Below are 16,454 nucleotides of genomic sequence, written 5' to 3'. Positions count from 1 at the left end.
TCCGGGGCCGTTTTCGTTCGGGATCAGGTTTTTTGTATCTCGCGCGCCAGCGCGCAGAACGCTTCGAGAGATATCTGCTCGGCACGGTCGGTGGGCTTGATGCCGGCGGCGTTCAGGCGGTCCTCGATATCGGGGGCCATCCCCTTGAGCGACGCGCGCAGCATCTTGCGGCGTTGATTGAACGCAGCGGCCACGACACGTGACAGAATACCGGCATCGGCCGGAAAGCGGGGTTCGGGCAGGGCGGTCAGGTGGACCACGGCGCTGCTGACCTTGGGCGGCGGCGTGAACGCACCGGGGGGCAGGGACATGGCGATGCGCGCCTCGGCCCGCCACTGGGCCAGGATCGCCAGCCGCCCATAAGCCTTGGTGCCGGGCTGCGCCACGATGCGCTCGGCCACCTCGCGCTGGAACATCAGGGTCAGGCTCTGCCAGAAGGGTGGCCATTCCGGCGGGGTCAGCCAGCGCACCAGCAGTTCCGTGCCCACATTGTAGGGCAGATTGGCCGCCACGCGGATGGGCGGGTTCAGATGTTCAAGCGGATCGATTTCAAGAGCGTCGCCATTGATGACCTCGAGCCGCCCGGGATAGGCAGCGGCGATTTCCTGAAGCGCGGCGATGCAGCGGATATCTTTTTCCACCGCCACCACCTTGCGCGCACCTTCGGCCAGCAAACCGCGGGTCAGGCCTCCGGGGCCGGGGCCGATCTCCAGCACGTCGCATTGGCTCAGGTCGCCGGCCTGCCGGGCGATCTTGGCCGTCAGGTTGAGATCGAGCAGGAAGTTCTGACCCAGCGACTTGCGCGCCGAGAGCTGGTGCTTGGCGATGACCTCGCGCAGCGGGGGGAGGGTGTCGATTGCGCTCATGATCCGGTTACCGTGGCGCGAGGGGCAGGCGGTGCGCCAGAGAATTTTTGCCTCCGGCGGGGATATTTGGCGCCAGATGAAGGATCAAGTGCTTTGTGCCATGCGTTGGGCGAGTTTCAGCGCCTCGATCAGGCTGGTGGGGTTTGCGATGCCCTGTCCGGCGATATCGAGCGCGGTGCCATGGTCGGGCGAGGTGCGGATGAAGGGCAGGCCCAGGGTCACGTTCACGCCACGGTCGAAGTCGAGGGTCTTGATCGGGATCAGCGCCTGATCGTGATACATGGCGATGGCGGCGTCATAGCGGGCGCGTGCGGCGGCGTGGAACATCGTGTCTGCCGGATGCGGGCCGGTGACGGTGTAGCCCTCGGGGGTGAGATCGGCCAGCAGAGGGGCGATCCAGTCCAGTTCCTCGCGGCCCATCTTGCCACCCTCGCCGGCATGGGGGTTGAGCCCGGCCACCGCGATGCGAGGATGCGGGATGCCGAATTGGCGGCGCAGGCCGTCAGCGGTGATCGCGATCGTGTCGCGCAGCAGGTCAGGCGTGAGCCGCGAGGACACCTGCGACAGCGGGATGTGGATCGTGGCGGGTACCACGCGGAGTTGCTCGCTGGCCAACATCATCACCACGAGGGAGCGACCTGCCAGCGCCGCCAGAAACTCGGTATGGCCTGGATAGGCGAAATCGGCGCCGTCGATCAGGGCCTTCTTGTGGATCGGGGCCGTGCAGAGGGCCGAGGCCGCGCCGGATCGCACCAGCGACACGCCGGTTTCGATGGCGTCGATCACCGAGGGCGCATTGGCTGGGTCGGGGTGGCCGGGCAGGTTCGGGGCCGGAAAGGTCAACGGCAACACCGGCAGCGCCTCTGCGCAGATGTCAGCCACTTGGGCCGGGTCTACGATCTCGGTCGTGGGGATGTCGTCGGGCAGGTGACCGGCGTCGCCGATGTAAAAGAATGGGCAGCTGTCGCGCAATGCGGTCCAAGCCTTGGCGGCGATCTCCGGACCGATGCCCGAAGGTTCTCCGCAGCTGAGCGCGATGGGCGCGGTCATTGCTCGATGATGGTGGCGTCGGCGCGCAGTTGTTCGACGAGGCTGTTGGCGAATGCCTGCAGGCGTTGCTGCGTCAGCGCGTTGGCCACGTCCTCGCGCGACGTGTCCTCACCCAGATCGCGCGTCCGATTGCACAGCATGAGGAACACCAGCGTCTGGCCGTTGTTTCGGGTCAGAGAGGTCGACACCTCGTTTGGGTCCAGCTTGGCGAGTTCCAGCGCGATGTCGCGCGGGATTTCGGACGGACTTGCCGAGACCCGGTCGAGTACCTCGGGCGGTTGCCCCTTGGCGATGCCGTACAGGTCGTCGCAGGTATCCACCGTTTCCTTCAGTTCGGCGGCTCTTTGCAGTGTTTCGGGGCTGAGTCCGCCAGGCAGGTAATAGGCCGCATAGTCGATCTTGGAGAACCGCGGCGTGCTGGCGGCCACTTCTCGCAGGCCGCGCATCTGGAACAGGGCTACGGCGTTGGGCAGGCTCAGCGGGGCCGTGACCTCGCCATTCTTCAGGCCAAGGATAACCGGTTGCAGCGCCGGAGGCAGGTTGCTGACGTTCAACCAGTCCAGGCGTCCGCCATTTTCGCGTGTCGGCGCTGCCGAGTACTGCGTGGCGGCGGCCGAAAATGCATCGATGGTTTCGACACGGGCGATCTCGTCGGCCAAGGCTTCGGCCTGTGCCAAGGTTTGCGCATTCACGGGGATGATGATTTCGGACAGCAAAACCTGAAGACCGCCACCGCCGGTCTGACCCATTGCACGGTCAATTTCGTCGTCCGTCGGACGGGCCTGAGAGATAAAGCGGGCGCTGACATAGTCGCGCCATGCCAGCTGACTGGATACGTAATCCCGCACGGTTTCGCGGTCGATGCCCGCATCAGCCAGTGCCTTCAGGAACTGATCCGGGGTCAGCTGACCACGCGAGGCGAATTCGTCGATCGCAACCTGAATGTCTTCGGGTGTGGGCTGGATGCCGGCTTCGCGCATGGCCTGTTTGCGCAGGCGCTCGTCGATCAGCGCCTTGCGGACTTCGGCCTCCGAGCTGCCCGGGATACCCAGAATTTCGAGAAACCGCTGGCGCTGATCCAGTTCGTACCAGGTGACGATATCCTGATTCACGCGGATAGCCGGTGAAAACAAGCTTTGCGCGGGGGCTTGCTGAGGCGCAACTGTCAGCATGGCGACCGCGAGGCCGGGCGCAAATACCGTCAGCCAACGGGAACGAAAGAACCTGGAAAAACCTGAAATCAGCTGCATTTTCTTCTATACTTCTTGCCCCCGCCTTCAACGGCGTATCCTGTCAGTGCAACGGTAAAGCCGAATTCCGTCGAAGGCTCAATACTTGATGTCGAAGTATATCGCCGGCTGACGGACATGTTAACCTGCACACATTCATTTTCATACGTCACACCCAAGCCCAGCCGCAGCGGTTCGGATTCTGCCAGATCATAGCGGGCCAGGGCGTTGGCTCTCCAGTTTTCATCCAGTCGTTGACGTGCGGTCAACCGTATCTCGGATGTTTCCATGTCAAGGTTTTCGGCCGGGTCCGGCTGCTGCCAGATATAGCTTCCGCCCAGTTGGGTCCCCTCGTTGGCCCAGGTTCCGCGCAATTCAGCCTTGGTAAAGCTGAAATCGCCATCCATCAATCCACGTGCGGCCAGCGTCAGGCCATTGTTCGTTTTGATTTGCCCTGCCAGCAGCAGGTCGGACGAAGTTCCCTGCAGGCCGGACGTAGCCGTGAAGTTCGGATCGGCGGTCGAGCGGAAGACCTGGCCGACCGTGGCCAATGCCCGCCAACCGCCCGGGGCATACCGCGCCCAGTTCACGCCCACGACCGCGGTCGTGCCGTCTTCGCGTCGATCCTCGGCCGGAAAGCGCGACAGGGACAACAGGTTGCCCTGGTCAAATTCCTGGAAGGTGCTTTCGTCATCGGGCACATCGGTGTCCGAAACATGAGTCCAGCCAAACTGCGCGATCGGCTCCAGAAACTGGGTCGCGCCAGAGGCTTCGCGCCGGGTCATCGGATAGCGCAGTGTCAGAGCCGCACGCGGGGTCGACCGGGTGATCTGGTCGGGGTAGGCGCTGTCGTTGCGAATGTCGAACGTGTCTACCGAAGCCCCCAGTTCCGCATCCGCGCGCAGCCCGGAGGCAAAGGTCCAGCTGCGCAGCCACTGGGCGTCGAATGTCGCGCGCGCCACATCGCGCCCGATGATATCCTCGTCGCTGGTCCGGGTGTGGGTGTGGGTGACGAAGCCCAACCGCACCTCACCGCCGACAGCGGACGCGGGGAAATAGCGTTTCTGGTAGAACAGATCGAAGACCTGCGACGGGATCTCATCCTGTTCCTCGCTGTCGCGCAGGGTCTTGTAGTGAATGAAGCTGGTCCGAAACGCCGTGTCTCGTTTGATGCGCTCAAGCGCGATCTCGCTGCGCAGGCGGTCATAGTCAGGCAGCCCATAGTCCGCCAGGTATGAGTCGTCCGATGCGGTCTGGACGTCAAAGGTGAGCCGGAAGTCGTTCGGAAGATTGAACCAGCCATTCGCAAAGAAATAGCCCCGATCCTGCTCCTGCTGGACATCGTCGCGGGTATAGGCCCCTTCAAACTGGATGCGGCCGTTCTTGAAGGCCTGCCGGTAGCGATAGCCAAGCGTCGTGGTCTTGGACGACAGGTAGGGGGTCAGCGTCAGATCCCTGTGATCGCCCAGTTTGAAGAAATACGGCGTCTTGACGCCGGTACCCAACTGCGAGGTCGTGCGGATTGACGGCACCAGAAATCCGGTTGCCCGGTCCAGTGTCGGGTCCGGCAGCCGCAGGGTTGGAAAGTAGAAAACCGGCACATCCAGAATGCGGAACTGGGCGCCCTCGAAATACAACTGCCGTTCGAGCTGATCATGCGTGACCTTGCGGGCCCGGATTTGCCAGAGGGGCGGCCGACCGTCGGCGCAGACATGGCAGGACGTGGCCGAGACCTTGCTGAACTGCGTGTATCGTCCTGCCGCGCGGGTCGCCTGAACCGACGCGATCTGCACCTGCTGGTCGAACACCAGCCGTGCGCCGGTCAGCAACCCGTTCTGGATGCCGTCATCCAGTTGCGCTGAGTCCGCAAGGACGGTCGAGCGTCCGCCCTGATCGATCCGGATCGGACCTTCCAGCGTCAGCTCGCCCGACTCGCGGTCGAACACCACGCGCTGTGCGGACAGTTTGACGTCGCCCTGAAAGGCTTCGACATTGCCCTCGGCCACCAGTTTGCGATCCGGGGTGATGAAGATCCTGTCAGCCACCAGCAAGGCAGGCTGATCCTGTTGTTGTGCCGTGTCAGACGCGGGCGTACTGGTCTCCGAGGTTTGGGCCAATGCCAGCCCCGGACCGGAAAAGTACACAGCACTGGACAAAAGAAGGGGCAGAAGGCGCCGCATCAGCCGTCCTCCGCGTGCAGCAGAAGGCCGAGCGACAGCAATATGGCCGCAAACGGCGGTGCCCAGGCCGCAATCACAATTGGCAATTGGCCGTTCTCTCCCAAAATCTGAGCGAAATTGCGCACGAAGTATACGCCGAACCCCAGAAGAACAGCCGTCAGCACGGCGACGCCGGTGCCGCCGAACCGCACGTGCCGCATGGTGAAAGCCGCGCCGATCAACACCATCGAAATCAGGAAGAATGGGCGCGCCAGCTGCACCTGCAGCCAAACCTCGTATTGCTTGGTCGAAAAGCCCGCCTCGCGCAGGTCACGGATCAGTTGGGGCAGGTCATAGACCGAGACGCTGTCCTGTTGGCCCAAGGTTTCAAGGATGCGCTGACGGGTCAGCGAAGTGGGCAGCCGCAGGGTCTCATGCGTGACGGCATGGGTCTCGGGGTTGGTGTCGTTGGACAGGGGCCATTCCTTGGTGTTGCGCAGGATCCAGGCCCCGTCCTCGAGGCGAGCGCCGTTGGCGATGATTTGACGGGTCGGAAGACCTTCGGGCGAAAACGTGATGATGGTCACGTCGATCAATTCAAGCTCGGCGTCGTTGGTCGATGCGCGGGCATGGATCACCGATTGGCCCTGCGGCGAGCCCTGACGCAGCCAAAGCCCGTCGCGGCTGATCGAGAGGGCGGAACTGCCACCGTTTTTGTATAGATCCGAGAAATGCCGGTACTGCTCGGACGTGGCCGCCGCAATCGGGTTCAGCAGGGCCACCGCCAGCGTTCCGATTAGCAGCGCCAGAAGGACCGGTGCCACCAGCGCGCGGATACCCGAGCGGCCGATCGCCCGGGTCACCACCAACTCCGAGCTGCGGGCGAGGCCGACAAACAGGGCAATGGTCGACAGGATCATCAACAGCGGCAGCATCTCGCTGATCGCAGCGGGCGTGTTCAACAGCGTCAGCTGCAGAACCTGGCCAAAGGACAGGTCGGCGTCATTGAACCGACGGGCCTGTTCGATCAGGTCGATCAGGATCATCAGTGTCAGGAAGATGGCCCCAATCACCAGAAAGCTCTGCAAAAAGCGGCGGGCGAAGTACCGGTCCAGAATCACGGCCGCATCCCCGGCACGGGGCGTCCAGCAGGCCTGTTGCCAGAATCGCCAAGGCACAAAAACATGCGCGACGGCCTATGCCTGCCGAATGATGCCAAATTTTCTCCCCCGAGCCTGCCGGTCATTTTGGCGCGACCTTAATGCAATTGGCGGGCGGGGAAAACTGCTATCTGGTCAATGGCGGCAGCGCGGGCTAGGTCTGTGGGCAGAGTTTTTCAGGAGCAAGAAATGAGCAGTCTGGTACCGATCCGTTTTCAAGCCTTCGAACTGGACCTGATGGCACAGGCCCAAGGCCGGGTGGCCATTCTCATACCGGCCGATGGCAAGATGAACCCCGCCGCGCGCCGCGCAAACCGTTTGACACGTGGTGCCGTGGCCCGGCTGGTGGAAAGCGACCGTTTCGCCAAGGTCAAGACTGGCGACGTGATCTCGTTGGCTTGGCCCGGCGGGATGGAGGCCGAGGCATTGGACATTCTCGTCCTGCCACGCCGCCCCGAGCCGGACGAAGCCCGCAAGGGCGGAGCCGCGCTGGCCAAGCTGGCAGGTGGCAAGGAGCTGCTGGTCATGGCGGGCAACCAAGTACGGACCGAGGAACTGGCCTTGGGCATTGCTTTGCGCAGCTATGATTTCGACGCGCACAAAACCACGGACGATGACGCAAAAGGCGCGGTGACCATCTGCCACGCCAAGCCCGACGACGCCAAGGCCGCCTTCGCACCGCTCTATGCGGTTGCTGATGGTGTGCGCATGACCCGCGACCTGACGAACGAACCGGCCAACATCCTGACAACGACCGAATTTGCCAACCGTCTGAAAGAGATGGAGGAGTTGGGCCTGAAGGTCGAGGTGCTGGACGAAGACAAACTGGCCGAGTTGGGCATGAGGACCCTGCTGAGCGTCGGGCAAGGGTCGGACAGCCCCTCGAAAGTCGTCGTGATGCAGTGGAATGGCGGCGATGCCGATGACGCGCCGCTGGCTCTGGTCGGCAAGGGGGTCGTTTTCGACACCGGCGGTATTTCGATCAAACCGGCCGCTGGTATGGAAGATATGACCATGGACATGGGCGGCGCAGGCGTCGTTGCGGGCACCATGCGCGCATTGGCCAAGCGTAAGGCCAAGGCCAATGTCGTGGGCCTGGTCGGGCTGGTCGAGAACATGCCCTCGGGCAGTGCCACGCGGCCGGGCGACGTCGTCAAGTCGATGAAGGGCGATACGGTCGAGATCATCAACACCGACGCCGAGGGGCGTTTGGTGCTGTGTGACGTCATGTGGTACGCGCAGGAGCGGTTCAATCCGGTCGGCATGATCGATCTGGCCACCTTGACCGGAGCCATCATCATCGGGCTGGGGCATGAAAACGCAGGCGTGTTTTCCAACAACGACACCTTCTGCGACGCGTTCCTGAAGGCGGCCCGGGCCGAGGATGAAGGCGCGTGGCGTATGCCGCTGGGGCAGGCTTATGACGATCTGCTGAAGTCGCGCATCGCGGACATGAAGAACGTGGGCGGCCGGCCGGCCGGTTCGATCACCGCAGCGCAGTTTCTGCAGCGTTTCGTCAAGGAAGAAACACCCTGGATCCATTTGGATATCGCGGGCGTGGCCTCGGTCGCGGCGGAAACGTCCTATGCGCCCAAGGGCGCCACGGGTTGGGGCGTCCGTGCGCTCAGCCGTTTCGTGCAGGACAATTTCGAGTAGGTCGATGGGCGCCGTCTACTTCTACCACCTGACCCGCCATCCACTTGAGCAGACCTTGCCGGTATTGCTGGACAAGGCACGACAGGCCGGGTGGCGGATTGCGGTGCGAGGTACTGACCCTGCGCGGATGGACTGGCTGGACGAAAGGCTTTGGCTGGGCCCCGAAGACGCGTTTCTGCCGCATGGGCAGGCAGGTGGGCCGTATGACGCGGTTCAGCCGATTCTGCTGACTACCGAGGCGGACGCTGCCAACAACCCGTCTTGCCTGATGGCGGTGGACGGGGCCGAGGTGACGCCGGATGAGGTGACCGCCTCGGAGCGGGTTTGCATCCTGTTCGACGGCAACGATCCAAGCGCGGTGGACCATGCGCGTGGTCAATGGAAGACGCTGACCGCGGCGGGTTGCGCGGCGCAGTATTGGTCGGAGGAATCCGGCCGCTGGGAGAAAAAGGCCGAATCCGGCTGACTCGGGACCGAAATCAGATTGCAGGCGTGGCGATCCGCGCGACAGGAGATTGATTGATGAAAATGAAACCGTTGGGCCGCACGGGCATCCAGGTCTCGGACCTGTGCCTCGGAACCATGACATTCGGCACGCAGACCCCCGAGGCGGATGCGCATCGTCAGATCGACACGGCGCTGGCGGCCGGGATCAATTTCCTTGATGCCGCCGAGATGTACCCGGTCAACCCGATCACCAAGGAGACCGTGGGCAAGACCGAGCAGATTATCGGCAACTGGAATGCGGCACATCCGGCCCGCCGCGGCAGTTATGTACTGGCTACCAAGCATTCGGGCGCGGGCTTCGCGCATGCGCGGGACGGAGCACCGATCTCGGCCAGCACGATCCCCGGGGCCATCGAGGGATCGTTGCGGCGTCTGCAGACCGACTACATCGACCTGTACCAATTCCATTGGCCCAACCGCGGCAGTTACATGTTCCGGCAGAACTGGGACTATGACCCCTCGGGCGGCGACAGGCAGGCGGTTCTGGACAATATGCGCGAATGCCTCGAGGCGCTGCAGTCGCAGGTGGACCAGGGCAATATCCGCGCCTTCGGCCTGTCGAACGAAAGCGCCTGGGGCACCGCTCAGTGGCTGCGCCTGTCGGACGAGATGGGGGCACCACGGGTGGCGTCGGTCCAGAACGAGTATTCGCTGCTGTGCCGCCTTTATGACACCGACATGGCCGAGCTGAGCGCCTATGAGGATGTGGGTCTTCTGGCTTTCTCGCCGCTGGCCGCCGGATTTCTGACCGGCAAGTATCAGAGCGGGGCGGTGCCCGAGGGATCGCGCATGTCGATCGTGCCGCAGATGGGCGGGCGCAAGGGCGACCGGGTGTTCGACGCGGTCGAAGCCTATCTGGCGATTGCCGCGAAACACGGGCTGGACCCGGTGCACATGGCGCTGGCCTGGTGCCAGGCGCGGCCGTTCATGACCTCGGTCATCTTCGGCGCGACCACGCAGGCGCAGCTGGAACGGATCCTGGAGGGGCGGGATGTCGTGCTGTCCGATGAGGTTATGGCCGAGATCAACGCGGCCCATCGCGCGCATCCGATGCCGTACTGAGGGATGGGGGCGCTGCCCCCGTCGCCGTGGCCAACTCCCCCCAAATCTATGACCAGATGAAGCTCGCCCGTCAGTGATGGGTGGGCTGGGTGCGGTCCTGCCTGAGGTCGCGGGCGGATAGTCCATGCGCCGTGCGGAAAGCGCGCGCAAAGCTGGATTGTGACGTGAACCCCGTGGCCAGTGCCACATCCATCAGCGCCATGTCGGTGTCGGTGACCAGTCGGCGGGCCTCGGCCAGGCGCAGTTGCAGGTAGTGGTCCTGTGGCGTGGTGTTCAGACGCAGGCGGAATTGCTGCTGCAGGGTGCGCGGGCTGGTTCCCAGGGCCCTTGCGATCTCGGCCAGGGGCAGCGGGTCGTCCAGCGCGGCCTGCATGATCGCGTTGGCGCGGGCGGTCAGGGCGTTGTGGCGGTGTGGCGCCCCGGTACGGCTCTGTGGTCTGCCGGGTTCGGGGGCGCCTTCGTAGAGGAACAGGCCCGACACACGGGCCGCGAAGCCGGCGCCGTGGCGTGCCGCGATGATGTGCAGCATCATCTCGACCGCGGGGATCGCACCGCCCGAGGTCAGGCGGTTGCCGGACACGGTGTACCGGTCGGGGCGCACGTCGACTTCGGGGAAACGGGTGGCGAAGGTCTCGAGATCCTCCCAGTGGGTGGTGGCGGCGTGGCCGTCAAGCAGCCCCGCCTCGGCCAGCAGCCAGGGGCCTCCGTCGATGCCCGCCATAGTGGCGCCGGTATTGGCGATGCGGCGCAGTCCGGCCAGCAGGCTGGGGGTGGCGTGGCGCACCAGATTGAACCCCGCGATCACGATCATCAGGTCGCAGTGGTCGAGACGCGCCAGCGGGATGCCCGGCACTTGCAGCGCGCTGGTCAGCATCGCCGGCTCGGGCGTGGCGGTCACGTAGTCCCAGTCGAAGGCCGGGCGGTCGGCCAGCCGGTTGGCGGCGCGCATCGGGTCCACCGCCGAGGCGAAGCTGAGCGTGTTGCACTCGTCCAGCACCAGTACTGCGGTTTTCAGCGCGCGGTGCTCCGGCTGGAGGATGTTTTTTGCGGATTTCATCAAGTCTGATTCGCATTCTGGCAAGTTGTCTGGTCAAGGCTGCGCCAGAGTCGGGGCCAGACGCAAATCGGAATCCGGGGACAAGCCTGGGGAAAACCCATGGCGAAGCCGGGTATAACTTGGGGATAACACCATGCCTTTGGAAATGAACCGCGAAGTCTTCATCACTTGTGCCGTGACCGGCTCGGGTGGAACGCAGGATCGCAGCCCACATGTGCCGCGTTCACCCAAGCAGATCGCCGAGAGCGCCATCGCGGCGGCCAAGGCCGGGGCGGCAGTGGTGCATTGCCATGTGCGCGACCCCGAAACCGGCGCGCCCAGCCGCCGTCTGGACCTGTATCGCGAGGTGACCGACCGCATCCGCGACGCCGAGGTGGACGTGGTTCTGAACCTGACCGCCGGCATGGGCGGTGACATCGTGTTCGGTGGGGTCGAAGCTCCGTTTCCCGTGGCCGAGGGGACCGACATGATCGGTGCGTCGGAACGCGTGGCCCATGTGGCCGAATGTCTGCCCGAGATCTGCACGCTGGATTGCGGCACCATGAACTTTGCCGAGGCCGACTATGTGATGACCAACACGCCGGGCGCGTTGCGGGCGATGGGGCAGATGATGACTGATCTGGGCGTGAAGCCCGAGATCGAGGCCTTTGACACTGGCCATCTGTGGTTTGCCAAGCAACTGGTGAAAGAGGGCGTTCTGGCCCCGAACGCGCTGGTGCAACTGTGCATGGGCGTGCCGTGGGGCGCGCCGGATGACCTGAACACCTTCATGGCGATGGTGAACAATGTGCCCGACGACTGGACCTTCAGCGCGTTCTCGCTGGGGCGGCATCAGATGGCCTATGTGGCGGCCTCGGTTCTTGCGGGCGGCAACGTGCGCGTGGGGCTCGAGGACAACCTGTGGCTGGACAAGGGGGTGCTGGCCGAAAACTGGCAACTGGTCGAGCGCGCCGGAACGATCATCGAGAACATGGGCGCGCGGGTGATCGGCCCGGCCGAGGTGCGCGAGAAGCTGGGATTGGTCAAACGGGCGCCTGTGGCGTCCTGACGGCGGGCGACCCTCACAAAATCTGTCGAACAACGATGGCCCCCGGTGCGGCTTGGACGTTCGGGGCGAAGGAGAGAAGATGAAGACGGCAGCGATCATCGGTGGTGGCGTGATCGGCGGCGGATGGGCCGCGCGGTTTCTGCTGAATGGCTGGAACGTGCGGGTGTTCGACCCGGACCCCGAGGCCGAGCGAAAAATCGGCGAGGTCCTGGACAACGCGCGGCGGTCATTGCCCGGGCTGAGCGATGTGCCGCTGCCGCCCGAAGGCGCGTTAAGCTTTCATGCCGACATGGCCGACGCGGTGCAGGGGGCCACTTGGATACAGGAAAGCGTGCCCGAGCGGCTGGACCTGAAGCTGAAGGTTTACAAGGGGCTGCAGGAGGCCTGTGATCCGGGGGTGATCATCGGGTCCTCGACCAGCGGGTTCAAACCCTCCGAGTTGCAGGAAGGTGCGCTAAGGCCCGAACAGATCGTGGTGACGCACCCGTTCAACCCGGTCTACCTTCTGCCGCTGGTCGAACTGGTGCCCTCGGCCGCCAACCCGCCCGAACTGGTCGGGCAGGCCAAGGATGTGTTGCGCTCGGTCGGCTTTTTCCCGCTGCAGGTCCGCAAGGAAATCGACGCGCATATCGCCGACCGGTTCCTCGAAGCCGTGTGGCGCGAGGCGCTGTGGCTGGTCAAGGACGGCGTGGCCACGACCGAGGAGGTGGACGAGGCGATCCGCATGGGTTTTGGCATCCGCTGGGCGCAGATGGGCCTGTTCGAGACCTATCGCGTGGCCGGGGGCGAGGCCGGGATGCGGCATTTCATGGCACAGTTCGGCCCGGCGTTGAAATGGCCCTGGACCAAACTGATGGACGTGCCCGAGTTCACCGACGATTTGGTTGACATGATCGCCGATCAGTCGGACGCGCAATCGGGGATGCACTCGATCCGCGAGTTGGAGCGCATTCGCGACAACAATCTGGTGGGTATGATGCGGGCCTTGAAGGCGCGCGACTGGGGCGCGGGGTCGGTGCTGAACCGGCATGACGCGCTGCTGAAGCCGGGTGCCCTGCCGGCGCTGGATCAGGCCGATCTGAGCCAGCCGATCCTGACGCTGGCCCGCGCGGTGCCGCTGGACTGGACCGATTACAACGGTCACATGAACGAGGCGCGGTATCTCGAGGCCTTTGCCGCAGCGACCGACCGTTTCATGGAGATCATCGGCTGCGATGCCGACTACATCGCCTCGGGCGGCAGCTATTTCACGGCTGAAAATCACATCCGGTATCTGGACGAGGCCCATGCCGGGGCGAAAATCGAGGTGCGCACGCAGATGCTGTTGGGGCAGGGCAAGAAGCTGCACCTGTTCCACAGCATGTACGAGGGCGACAAACTGCTGGCCACGGGCGAGAGCTTTCTGCTGCATGTCAGCCTGGAAACCCGTCGGCCCTGTGCGCCGTCGCCGCAGATCGAAGCCGAAATGGCCCGCATCGCCGAAGCGCAGGCCGGGTTGCCCTATCCCGAGGGCGCAGGGGCGGCGATCCGCAAACCGTCATGACCGGTCGGGTTCTGATCACCGCCGGGGCCTCGGGCGTGGGGCGCGCGATGGCCGAAGCGTTCGACGCCGCCGGCGCGCAGGTCTGGGTGGCCGATGTGGACGCGGCTGCGCTTCAGGCCTGCCCGGATCACTGGGGGCGGTCGCAGGTCGATGTGTCGGATGAGGGCGCCGTCGCTGCGCTGTTCGGCCAGATCGCGGCGAAGTGGGGCGGTTTGGACGTTCTGTGCGCGAATGCGGGTGTCGCGGGGCCGACCGCATTGATCGAGGATGTGGCGCTAAGCGATTGGCAAAAATGTATTTCTGTCAATCTGGATGGGGCGTTTCTGTGCGCGAAATACGCCGCGCCGATGCTCAAACGGCAGGGGAACGGCGTGGTGCTGATCACATCCTCGACCGCCGGGCAGTACGGCTATCCCAACCGTGCGCCCTATGCAGCGGCGAAATGGGCGGTGATCGGGCTGGGCAAGACCCTGGCGATGGAGCTGGGGCCGCACGGCGTGCGCTGCAACGTCATCTGCCCCGGCGCGGTGGAGGGCCCGCGGATGGAGGGCGTGCTGCAGCGCGAAGCGGCCGCCAAGGGCATGACCCGGGATCAGGTCTATCGGGGCTATGCGGCGGGTACTTCGATGGGCCGCTTCGTCGAAGCGCGTGACATTGCCGCCATGGCGGTGTTCCTGGCCTCGGATGCGGCGCGGCTGGTGTCGGGGCAGGTCATCGCCGTCGATGGGCACACCGTGAACCCCGACCCCAAGCTTTAGCCTTGGTTGGGGCCGCGCATCTGGCGGATCGAGGCGCGGACGGCCTGCCAGTTCTGCGCCTCTTCCACGTTTCCGGCGGCTTCGAATTCGCGGGCTTTCTGGGCGGCTTCGGCCTCGGCCTTGTCGCCATGCGCCGAGTAGAGGGCGCGTGCGTATTGAGCGGTTTTGAGAGCGTCCATTCCTGATATCCTCCTTTGGGTCGGATCGTTCGGATTTTCGCGCACCTCAATATAGAGGATCAGGTGGGAAATTGCACCTGTGGACTGGCGTCACCCTGCCGAAATGACCGCGCGCAGTTGGCGCAGATGAGTCGGAAAATGCCGGGCGGTTAGATCAGCTTCGCGGACCAAGGTATCGAAATGGCGCGTAAAAACCTCGATCCGGTCCCGGTCGCGGAAGGCCATGTAATGGCTGCCGGCATAGAACACGCAGAGCAGCGGACCAAAGATGGTGACCGGCGCGGAGTAGAGCCGCTTGGCATCGAACAGGTAGATGCGCATGCGCGGGTACAGCTGCTCGCACAGCTCCAGCATGTGGTCGATCTGGTCCAGCCGCACATTCAAGGGCAGCCCGTCATAATAGCCGGTGCCGTGGGCAAAGCTGTGAATCTCATACAGCGGCATGGCGATTTCATAGTCAGACTGGGCCCCGCGCATCCAGGTCAGGCGGTCCTCGGAGGCGCCGATGGCCTGGTCGGCGGTTCGGCCCAGATGCGGCGCATATTCCCATTCCAGCACGGCGCGGGTTTTCAGCATGTCGGGCAGGGTGGCCGGAACATAGCGGATTTTGTAGCCGGCGGCCTCCTGATGCCATTCAAAGATGCGCTCGTCGACCAGGGCGCGGGGTGCCTCGGTCATGGTCAGAGAACTGGCCAGCAGCTCGGCCGCGCTCTCGGGTCGGTTCGAGAGGCTGAGCAGCCAATCCGCCGACACCCCCAGAGCCGAGGCGCAGCTGCCCACGACATGGGCGTTGGGCAGGCGCGCGCCCGTATCGGTCAGCAACTGGGACACGGTCGAGCGATCGACCCCGATGGTGCGCGCCAGTGCGCTTTGGCTCATCTTCCGTTGGTCCATCGCACGGGCCAGGCGCAGGCGGAACTGCGCGGCGCGGTCTCGTTTGTCGAAATTTTCCTGCATGTGATGATAAATATCACGGTCGCTGAGATTTGTTAATCATATTCGGAATTCTCGACAGGGCCGGCGGCAGGTAACGCTTATGGGAAAACCAAAAAAGACTGGGGACCGGAATGGAAACGCGGCGAAGATCTGTCGTGAAGGCAATCATTTGGAATGCGATGGGCCTTGCGGTCATGACCGTGGTGGGGCTGGTCGCCACCGGCTCGGCCGCTATCGGAGGCGCATTGGCGGTGGTGAACACGGCCATCGGGCTGACGCTCTACGTGATTTACGAACGCATCTGGGCCGGAATCTCCTGGGGGCGACATGGCTGAGGCGACCACCCCAAAATCCCCCGAATGGCCGACCTTTGCCCTGATCGTAGCCTGCTATGCCCTTTGGCTGATTGCGATTTTCGGCGTGGCGGCGTGGTCGCTGTGGCTGGCGGTGCCGATGATGGGTGTCGTCGCGGCGCTGCATTCTTCGCTGACGCATGAAGCGCTGCACGGCCACCCGTTCCGTGCAAAGTGGTTGAACGAGGCGCTGATGGCGCTGCCGCTGACCCTGTTCATCCCCTACAACCGCTTCCGCGATCTGCATCTGGCGCACCATCAGGATGCCAACCTGACCGACCCCTATGACGATCCGGAATCCAACTATCTGGACCCGGCGGTCTGGGTCAGGCTGCCGCGGTGGCAGCGGTGGGTCTATAAGGCGAACAACACGCTGTTGGGGCGCATGGCGCTGGGTCCGATCATCGGCCAGTTGGCTTTTCTGCGCGACGACTGGCGCGGTGCGGTGCGCGGGGACCGCGACATCTGGCTGGCCTGGGCCTTGCACCTGCCGGGTGTGGCGTTGGTTCTGTGGATCGTGGCGCAATCCGCGATGCCGGTCTGGGCCTTTGTCCTGGCGGCCTATCTGGGGCTGGCGTTGGTCAAGATCCGCACCTTTCTGGAACACCGCGCGCACGAAAAGTCGCGCGCCCGCACGGTGATCGTCGAAGACCGCGGGCCGCTTGCCTTTCTGTTTCTGAACAACAACCTGCACGTCGTTCATCACATGAACCCGGCGGCGCCATGGTATCGGTTGCCCGCGCTCTATCGCCGAGGAAAAGAGCGCTATCTGGCCTGCAACGAGGCCTATGTCTATCGCTCGTACGGTCAGGTTTTCCGGCAATATTTCTGGCGTGCCAAGGATCCTGTGGCGCATCCGCTCTGGCCAAAACTCTGATTTGACGACAGAAG

General features: G+C 64.0%; 16 protein-coding genes. 8 read left to right on the top strand and 8 right to left on the bottom strand.

The window, feature by feature from the left end; genetic code table 11:
• Positions 1–23: 23 nt before the first annotated feature.
• The 5 genes from rsmA to lptG all read right to left on the bottom strand — a co-directional run bounded on the left by rsmA (position 24) and on the right by lptG (position 6,425).
• Positions 24–866 carry a 16S rRNA (adenine(1518)-N(6)/adenine(1519)-N(6))-dimethyltransferase RsmA gene (gene rsmA / locus GOW72_RS06625; RefSeq protein ID WP_170338787.1) on the bottom strand — a complete coding sequence of 281 codons (843 nt, stop codon included), beginning with the start codon at positions 864–866 and terminating at the stop codon, positions 24–26.
• Between the two features lie 84 nt (positions 867–950).
• Positions 951–1,916 carry a 4-hydroxythreonine-4-phosphate dehydrogenase PdxA gene (gene pdxA / locus GOW72_RS06620; protein ID WP_170366161.1) on the bottom strand — a complete coding sequence of 322 codons (966 nt, stop codon included), beginning with the start codon at positions 1,914–1,916 and terminating at the stop codon, positions 951–953.
• Entirely contained in the window at positions 1,913–3,088 is a 1,176-nt protein-coding gene (locus tag GOW72_RS06615) for a peptidylprolyl isomerase (protein ID WP_254432895.1), read from the bottom strand. The genes pdxA and GOW72_RS06615 overlap by 4 nt, the downstream gene beginning before the upstream one ends.
• A gap of 68 nt (positions 3,089–3,156) precedes the next feature.
• Entirely contained in the window at positions 3,157–5,325 is a 2,169-nt protein-coding gene (locus GOW72_RS06610) for an LPS-assembly protein LptD (RefSeq protein ID WP_170366157.1), read from the bottom strand.
• Entirely contained in the window at positions 5,325–6,425 is a 1,101-nt protein-coding gene (gene lptG / locus GOW72_RS06605) for an LPS export ABC transporter permease LptG (RefSeq protein WP_170366155.1), read from the bottom strand. Before lptG ends, GOW72_RS06610 begins: the two co-directional genes overlap by 1 nt.
• A gap of 228 nt (positions 6,426–6,653) precedes the next feature.
• Here lptG and GOW72_RS06600 point away from each other — a divergent pair, with 228 nt between their 5' ends.
• Genes GOW72_RS06600 through GOW72_RS06590 form a run of 3 tightly spaced genes read left to right on the top strand, consistent with a single transcriptional unit; the run spans position 6,654 to position 9,689 of the window.
• Positions 6,654–8,120, top strand: coding sequence for a leucyl aminopeptidase (locus GOW72_RS06600; RefSeq protein WP_170366153.1), 1,467 nt, complete (start codon positions 6,654–6,656; stop codon positions 8,118–8,120).
• A 4-nt stretch (positions 8,121–8,124) separates the two neighbouring features.
• Positions 8,125–8,586 carry a DNA polymerase III subunit chi gene (locus GOW72_RS06595; protein ID WP_170366151.1) on the top strand — a complete coding sequence of 154 codons (462 nt, stop codon included), beginning with the start codon at positions 8,125–8,127 and terminating at the stop codon, positions 8,584–8,586.
• A 56-nt stretch (positions 8,587–8,642) separates the two neighbouring features.
• Positions 8,643–9,689 (top strand): aldo/keto reductase, encoded by a 1,047-nt coding sequence (locus GOW72_RS06590; RefSeq protein ID WP_170366149.1) that lies wholly within the window; start codon positions 8,643–8,645, stop codon positions 9,687–9,689.
• A gap of 70 nt (positions 9,690–9,759) precedes the next feature.
• Here the strand turns inward: GOW72_RS06590 and GOW72_RS06585 are convergent, their stop codons facing one another.
• Positions 9,760–10,746, bottom strand: a complete 987-nt coding sequence (locus tag GOW72_RS06585; protein ID WP_170366147.1) for a GlxA family transcriptional regulator — start codon at positions 10,744–10,746, stop codon at positions 9,760–9,762.
• 133 nt (positions 10,747–10,879) lie between these two features.
• Between GOW72_RS06585 and bcoG the strand changes: the two genes are divergently transcribed.
• From bcoG to GOW72_RS06570, 3 genes are all read left to right on the top strand, one after another.
• Entirely contained in the window at positions 10,880–11,794 is a 915-nt protein-coding gene (gene bcoG, locus GOW72_RS06580) for a 3-dehydrocarnitine:acetyl-CoA trimethylamine transferase BcoG (RefSeq protein ID WP_170366145.1), read from the top strand.
• Positions 11,795–11,873: 79 nt separating this feature from the next.
• Entirely contained in the window at positions 11,874–13,337 is a 1,464-nt protein-coding gene (locus GOW72_RS06575; protein ID WP_170366143.1) for a carnitine 3-dehydrogenase, read from the top strand.
• Positions 13,334–14,095, top strand: coding sequence for an SDR family oxidoreductase (locus GOW72_RS06570; protein WP_170366141.1), 762 nt, complete (start codon positions 13,334–13,336; stop codon positions 14,093–14,095). The genes GOW72_RS06575 and GOW72_RS06570 overlap by 4 nt, the downstream gene beginning before the upstream one ends.
• On the opposite strand, the gene GOW72_RS06565 is transcribed toward GOW72_RS06570, so the two are convergent.
• Both GOW72_RS06565 and GOW72_RS06560 read right to left on the bottom strand, forming a co-directional pair.
• Entirely contained in the window at positions 14,092–14,274 is a 183-nt protein-coding gene (locus GOW72_RS06565) for a hypothetical protein (protein WP_093962276.1), read from the bottom strand. The genes GOW72_RS06570 and GOW72_RS06565 overlap by 4 nt on opposite strands.
• A gap of 90 nt (positions 14,275–14,364) precedes the next feature.
• Positions 14,365–15,231 carry a helix-turn-helix domain-containing protein gene (locus GOW72_RS06560; RefSeq protein ID WP_170366139.1) on the bottom strand — a complete coding sequence of 289 codons (867 nt, stop codon included), beginning with the start codon at positions 15,229–15,231 and terminating at the stop codon, positions 14,365–14,367.
• Between the two features lie 110 nt (positions 15,232–15,341).
• Between GOW72_RS06560 and GOW72_RS06555 the strand changes: the two genes are divergently transcribed.
• Together GOW72_RS06555 and GOW72_RS06550 are read left to right on the top strand one after the other, a co-directional pair.
• Positions 15,342–15,545, top strand: a complete 204-nt coding sequence (locus tag GOW72_RS06555; RefSeq protein WP_170366137.1) for a DUF2061 domain-containing protein — start codon at positions 15,342–15,344, stop codon at positions 15,543–15,545.
• Positions 15,538–16,440, top strand: coding sequence for a fatty acid desaturase (locus GOW72_RS06550; protein WP_170366135.1), 903 nt, complete (start codon positions 15,538–15,540; stop codon positions 16,438–16,440). Before GOW72_RS06555 ends, GOW72_RS06550 begins: the two co-directional genes overlap by 8 nt.
• Positions 16,441–16,454 lie beyond the last annotated feature (14 nt).

Source organism: Ruegeria arenilitoris (assembly GCF_013032855.1).
GTDB lineage: Bacteria > Pseudomonadota > Alphaproteobacteria > Rhodobacterales > Rhodobacteraceae > Ruegeria > Ruegeria arenilitoris.
The sequence above is the reverse complement of the archived record's forward strand: the minus strand, read 5'-3'. Positions and strand labels throughout refer to the sequence as shown.

Excerpts from the sequence above, each read along its gene's own strand:
- rsmA (WP_170338787.1), bottom strand. The coding sequence starts at position 866 with ATGAGCGCAATCGACACCCTCCCCCCGCTGCGCGAGGTCATCGCCAAG.
- pdxA (WP_170366161.1), bottom strand. The coding sequence starts at position 1,916 with ATGACCGCGCCCATCGCGCTCAGCTGCGGAGAACCTTCGGGCATCGGT.
- GOW72_RS06615 (WP_254432895.1), bottom strand. The coding sequence starts at position 3,088 with ATGCTGACAGTTGCGCCTCAGCAAGCCCCCGCGCAAAGCTTGTTTTCA.
- GOW72_RS06610 (WP_170366157.1), bottom strand. The coding sequence starts at position 5,325 with ATGCGGCGCCTTCTGCCCCTTCTTTTGTCCAGTGCTGTGTACTTTTCC.
- GOW72_RS06600 (WP_170366153.1), top strand. The coding sequence starts at position 6,654 with ATGAGCAGTCTGGTACCGATCCGTTTTCAAGCCTTCGAACTGGACCTG.
- GOW72_RS06595 (WP_170366151.1), top strand. The coding sequence starts at position 8,125 with ATGGGCGCCGTCTACTTCTACCACCTGACCCGCCATCCACTTGAGCAG.
- GOW72_RS06590 (WP_170366149.1), top strand. The coding sequence starts at position 8,643 with ATGAAAATGAAACCGTTGGGCCGCACGGGCATCCAGGTCTCGGACCTG.
- GOW72_RS06585 (WP_170366147.1), bottom strand. The coding sequence starts at position 10,746 with ATGAAATCCGCAAAAAACATCCTCCAGCCGGAGCACCGCGCGCTGAAA.
- bcoG (WP_170366145.1), top strand. The coding sequence starts at position 10,880 with ATGCCTTTGGAAATGAACCGCGAAGTCTTCATCACTTGTGCCGTGACC.
- GOW72_RS06575 (WP_170366143.1), top strand. The coding sequence starts at position 11,874 with ATGAAGACGGCAGCGATCATCGGTGGTGGCGTGATCGGCGGCGGATGG.
- GOW72_RS06570 (WP_170366141.1), top strand. The coding sequence starts at position 13,334 with ATGACCGGTCGGGTTCTGATCACCGCCGGGGCCTCGGGCGTGGGGCGC.
- GOW72_RS06565 (WP_093962276.1), bottom strand. The coding sequence starts at position 14,274 with ATGGACGCTCTCAAAACCGCTCAATACGCACGCGCCCTCTACTCGGCG.
- GOW72_RS06560 (WP_170366139.1), bottom strand. The coding sequence starts at position 15,231 with ATGCAGGAAAATTTCGACAAACGAGACCGCGCCGCGCAGTTCCGCCTG.
- GOW72_RS06555 (WP_170366137.1), top strand. The coding sequence starts at position 15,342 with ATGGAAACGCGGCGAAGATCTGTCGTGAAGGCAATCATTTGGAATGCG.
- GOW72_RS06550 (WP_170366135.1), top strand. The coding sequence starts at position 15,538 with ATGGCTGAGGCGACCACCCCAAAATCCCCCGAATGGCCGACCTTTGCC.